The organism is Acidimicrobiales bacterium (assembly GCA_035512495.1).
In the GTDB taxonomy this organism is placed as follows: domain Bacteria; phylum Actinomycetota; class Acidimicrobiia; order Acidimicrobiales; family CADCSY01; genus DATKDW01.
In genome coordinates, this window is record DATKDW010000095.1 from 1 (window position 1) to 3,971 (window position 3,971).

A 3,971-nucleotide genomic window follows, 5' to 3' on the forward strand; every position below is an offset into this window, starting at 1 on the left:
ATGGTGACGGACTCCCTTCGACCTGACAACGCTTCGAAGGGGGAAGTACCGCCCATCGTACCGGCCGGCTAGGACAACTTCGCCAGCTCAGAGGTGCTCGACGTTGGCCGCTGCTGGAGCTGGCGCTCCAGCCGAGCGTGCAGAACCACTCAGCCCAGGGCAGCGACGGCGGCGACGGCAGCCACCTGGGCCACGAGGATGGCCGCCACCCCGAACAGCATCGTCCGGCCCGAGAGGGCCAGCGAGGCGATGTCCTGGCGCACCGCCGCCGACTGCGCCGCCGCATCCTGGCGCGCCGATGCGATCTGGGTCGCCACCCCAGCGGCTTCCCGGTCGAAGCGGGCCAAGATCCTCGTCTCCAGCGCGACCAGGTCGGCGCGGGTGGCCAACGCGGCCACATCGTCCTTGGTCGCCATCTCGGCCAACATGTCGATCATCGTACCTGCCGACCCCGCACCGATCGCCCCCTCCAGGCGGTCGTGCAGCCGGCGCCGCTCCTCAGCGGTAGCCATGGGCACTCTCCTTCACCTCTGCGAACAGACGAAGCGAGAGGCCTCAACGGCAGCCTCCGAGCCGACATCGCCAACGTATCGCCCGGCTGCGACAGCGAACCCGGCCCGAAGGCGACCGGAGCCCCGGTCTCGGAGAGGACCGGGGGGGCGGGTCGGGGGCGGGCCAAGATGTCGGGATGAGACACCGGGTCGTGGCTTCCGCTGTGGTGGTCGTCCTCGTCGGCTGTGGCGGCGGATCGGGCGCCGCTGGCACCTACGAGCTCCCATCGGACGTGGCGGAGACCTACTCCACGGCGTACATCGCCGTCGTGGTGGCCGACCCTCCCGGCGACGACCTCGCCGAGGGCGCCGGCGAGCACCTGGTGATCCGCAACAACGCCACCATCCGCATCGACATGGGCGGCTGGTGGGTCGATGCCGACGGCGAGCGCCTCCCCCTCGGCATCGGCCGCCAGATCGACGTGGACGCAGAGCTGAGGCTCCACCCGGGGCCCGGCCAGACGGACGACGATGCCGTCTTCGTCGGCCTCACCGCGGAGGTGCTGGGCAACGAAGGCGGTGAGGTGGTGCTGCGTGACGCGGCAGGCACCGAGGTAGCCCGGTTCGCCTACGGCGACGCTGGCGGGAGCTGAGTCGGGGGCGGGGTTCCGTGCAACAGCTCTCAGAGAGAGCGGTTACCGACTGGTTTCTTGTAAGCGCCTGCCGCCACGCTGCCGGCGCCTCTGGGGCCCCTGCGCGGCGCTACCGCGGTCGGGCTACGGCACCGGGGGCCTCTCAGGGCGTGAGCGCAGGGCGTCGATGGCACCGGCCAGCGCCACGCCGCCGCCGAGAAGGCTCAGCCAGAGGCCGAAGCCGAGCTTGATGGCGAAGGCTTCGGCGATGGAGCGCTCGAACTCTTCCATCTGCGCTTCCCACTCTTCGTCGAAGAACTCGTCGTCTTCCGCAGAGGTGAACCCACCGTCGGCTTCCAAGGAGTCGTCCTCGCTGACCTCCGACTCGGCCACGGACTCCTTGAGCTCCACAGCGACGGCCGCAGGAACGAGCACGCCGATGCCTCCGGCGACCGCGGCTGCGATGAGCAGCGGCCGGGTCGCCCGTGCGCTCAGCAGTCCGCCCTTCCATGCCTGGTATGCGGCAACGAGTACAACGATGCCGCCCAGCAGGGTGACGATGCCCCAACGGGCAGTCACGCCGCTGATCTCGAACACCAGGATCCGGACCCACGGGAGGAAAGCACCGAGGACCAGAGCTGCGCCGCCTCCGAGAAGCAGCAACGCCCACCGTGGCGCCCCGGTTTGGTCCGTGCTCATGGGCTCTGGCCCCACATCACCCGCGCTGGTCACGTCGCCGTCGTCGGTCATGCGTCCCCCACTGACTGGTCCGTCGGGCGGTTGCCCGACCGGGACATGATGACAAAGGGGTCAGCCAATGGGGCGGACCTTCTGGGCGCAGGCAAGGGTGATTTCGGTGAGCACCGGCCGCAGAGCTGGGGCCGGTCGTGTGACGGACACAGCGCCCCCGCCGCCGGCAACACCGTCACCGGCCGTGACGACACCAGGTTCGCCGACCACCTCCGAGGCGTCGAGAACAACAGCCCCCGCACCGCCGACACCTACAGCGGCTACGCCCGCCTCTTCACCACCTGGCTCGCAGACACCCACCCCGACATCGCCCTCGCCGATGTCACCCCCGCCCACATCCGAGCCTGGCTCGAAGCCCAAGAGCAGCGTGGTGTCGGCGGCGACGCCCGCCGTGTCGGCGTCTACGCCCTCCGGGCGTTCTACACCTGGCGCACCCTCGACATCTCCGGTGCCGTCAACCCCGCCACCCAGGTGCGCCCTCCCGCCCAGCTCAAGGTGCGCACCGACACCTACAGCGACAGCGAGACCGAACGCATCCTCGCCCACACCGCCGCCGACACCACCCTGTCGGGGCGCTTCGACCACGCCCTGCTCGCCACGCTTCAAAGAGCGCGACACGCACGGCGCCGTCGCCGACCTCGAAGCTGTACTGGCGGTTGCCCTGGAGGTCCGTGGCGGTGCCGGTACCGGTGGTCGAGGTCGGGTTGGTCGCTGCCTCGGTCGGAGTCGCTGTGAACGACTGGTTTCTTGTGACTCGATGGACGCCCCAAGGTCGGGGCAAGACCTGGCTCGGGTGCTCAGCTGCTCAGGTTGACGTGGGTGGACACGATCTTGGTGGCCACCTGCTCGAGGGTCACCGGTTGGGCGGCGATGCGGTGTCCCTCGTCGGGTCCGATGTGGAGGTGGTGCGGCCCTCCGAAGATGTCTTCGTGACCCGGGTGGCAGTCGTGGCGCCAGAGCAGCTCGTCGTCGGAGCGGCGCAGATCGAACCGGTACCACGTCGCCACCAGGTCGGCGTCGAGGGTGAAGCTGAACGTGAGGACCGTCGCCGTTCCGGCGAACGTGACCGTCGTCGGGGCCACCCGCAACGTCCGGCCGGTGTCGAGCACTGCCAGCTCGCTGGTGATGTGCCCGCCGATCATGTCGACCCAGCCCGCGACGAACTCGACGGCAGCGTCGAAGCTGCGGATGTGGGGTGGGAACAGCGGCTCGGAGTTCAACCCCCGTGGGCTGTGAGCACGCTGTAGGACTGGGAGATCTCGAAGAACTCCTCGGTCTCGATGAGCTCGCCGTTGGCGTCACGGAAGACGTCTGGGTAGTTGTCGGCACCGATGCCGGGATGCGCCGCCTCGAAGCGGGCGACTTCGGCCCGGACCTCTTCGAGGCTGACGTAGCGGATGACGGGCTTCGTCTTCACGGCCTCCAGTGTACGTTCTGCTCCGGCAGCAGAGCAGCAGGCGTATCTCCTCGGCTGACCGGCGCCGGTAAGGCGCCTTCTGTCAACCCGGCTGGGCTCGAGCGTGGACATGCGAAGACCGCCCCGTCGTGGGGCGGTCTTCGGGTGCTCAGGCGACGGCGTCGCCGGCGACTGCTCGGGCGGCGGCGTGTTCGATGCAGGCGATGCAGTCGAGCATGTCGAGGTCGTGGGGACCCCACTCGGGGAGGTTGAGCAGCCGGAGCAGTCGCAGGTACGACCGGACGCCTCTCGCTTCGAGTCGCCGCCCGGGGCGGCCATGTCGCGCTGGGGTGTCGGCGAGCGCGGCGAGCTCGTAGGTCACGGCGATGACGTCGTTCCAGAGGCTGAGCGCTCGTGGGTTGGGGGACGCGGCGACGACCGGGGGTAGGTGGGTGAGCATCGTGGGCTCCTTGTGGGTTGTGCAGCCCGCGGGGTGTTCTCCGGGGGGAAGCGGCCGGGCCGGCTCGCTCCGCGGGCCCACCAGGTGAGGGGGGCCGGCGCAGCGAGCCGACGGGCGGCGTCGCGGGCGGCGCCGCGGCGGGACTGCGGTAGTCGCCACGGCGTCGGTGGCCACCGTGGACGCCGCCGGCCAGGCGGCAACCCCCAGCCCTGACCGGCGACCCGGTCAGGGTCAGGTCTCGT

The 3,971-nt window shown here is 70.2% G+C and carries 7 protein-coding genes; 2 read left to right on the plus strand and 5 right to left on the minus strand.

Translation table 11 applies throughout. From position 1 onward, the window contains the following. Positions 1-149: 149 nt before the first annotated feature. Entirely contained in the window at positions 150-512 is a 363-nt protein-coding gene (locus tag VMN58_13735; protein HUF34260.1) for a hypothetical protein, read from the minus strand. 176 nt (positions 513-688) lie between these two features. Between VMN58_13735 and VMN58_13740 the strand changes: the two genes are divergently transcribed. Beyond that, the gene (locus VMN58_13740) at positions 689-1,144 is read left to right on the plus strand and encodes a lamin tail domain-containing protein (protein HUF34261.1); all 456 of its coding nucleotides are present in this window, start codon (positions 689-691) and stop codon (positions 1,142-1,144) included. A gap of 123 nt (positions 1,145-1,267) precedes the next feature. Here VMN58_13740 and VMN58_13745 read toward each other — a convergent pair whose 3' ends face one another. Further along, positions 1,268-1,873 carry a hypothetical protein gene (locus VMN58_13745; GenBank protein HUF34262.1) on the minus strand — a complete coding sequence of 202 codons (606 nt, stop codon included), beginning with the start codon at positions 1,871-1,873 and terminating at the stop codon, positions 1,268-1,270. A 48-nt stretch (positions 1,874-1,921) separates the two neighbouring features. On the opposite strand from VMN58_13745, the gene VMN58_13750 reads away from it, so the two are divergent. After that, positions 1,922-2,608 (plus strand): site-specific integrase, encoded by a 687-nt coding sequence (locus VMN58_13750; GenBank protein ID HUF34263.1) that lies wholly within the window; start codon positions 1,922-1,924, stop codon positions 2,606-2,608. A 62-nt stretch (positions 2,609-2,670) separates the two neighbouring features. Here VMN58_13750 and VMN58_13755 read toward each other — a convergent pair whose 3' ends face one another. The 3 genes from VMN58_13755 to VMN58_13765 all read right to left on the minus strand — a co-directional run bounded on the left by VMN58_13755 (position 2,671) and on the right by VMN58_13765 (position 3,729). After that, the gene (locus VMN58_13755; GenBank protein ID HUF34264.1) at positions 2,671-3,093 is read right to left on the minus strand and encodes a DUF6516 family protein; all 423 of its coding nucleotides are present in this window, start codon (positions 3,091-3,093) and stop codon (positions 2,671-2,673) included. After that, complete coding sequence (locus VMN58_13760; GenBank protein HUF34265.1) at positions 3,090-3,290, minus strand: hypothetical protein; 201 nt, start codon at positions 3,288-3,290, stop codon at positions 3,090-3,092. The genes VMN58_13755 and VMN58_13760 overlap by 4 nt, the downstream gene beginning before the upstream one ends. 148 nt (positions 3,291-3,438) lie before the next feature. Continuing rightward, positions 3,439-3,729, minus strand: coding sequence for a hypothetical protein (locus VMN58_13765; GenBank protein ID HUF34266.1), 291 nt, complete (start codon positions 3,727-3,729; stop codon positions 3,439-3,441). Between the last annotated feature and the right edge of the window lie 242 nt (positions 3,730-3,971).

Coding starts and splice junctions, on each gene's coding strand:
- VMN58_13735 (HUF34260.1), bottom strand. CDS start 512: ATGGCTACCGCTGAGGAGCGGCGCCGGCTGCACGACCGCCTGGAGGGG.
- VMN58_13740 (HUF34261.1), top strand. CDS start 689: ATGAGACACCGGGTCGTGGCTTCCGCTGTGGTGGTCGTCCTCGTCGGC.
- VMN58_13745 (HUF34262.1), bottom strand. CDS start 1,873: ATGACCGACGACGGCGACGTGACCAGCGCGGGTGATGTGGGGCCAGAG.
- VMN58_13750 (HUF34263.1), top strand. CDS start 1,922: ATGACAAAGGGGTCAGCCAATGGGGCGGACCTTCTGGGCGCAGGCAAG.
- VMN58_13765 (HUF34266.1), bottom strand. CDS start 3,729: ATGCTCACCCACCTACCCCCGGTCGTCGCCGCGTCCCCCAACCCACGA.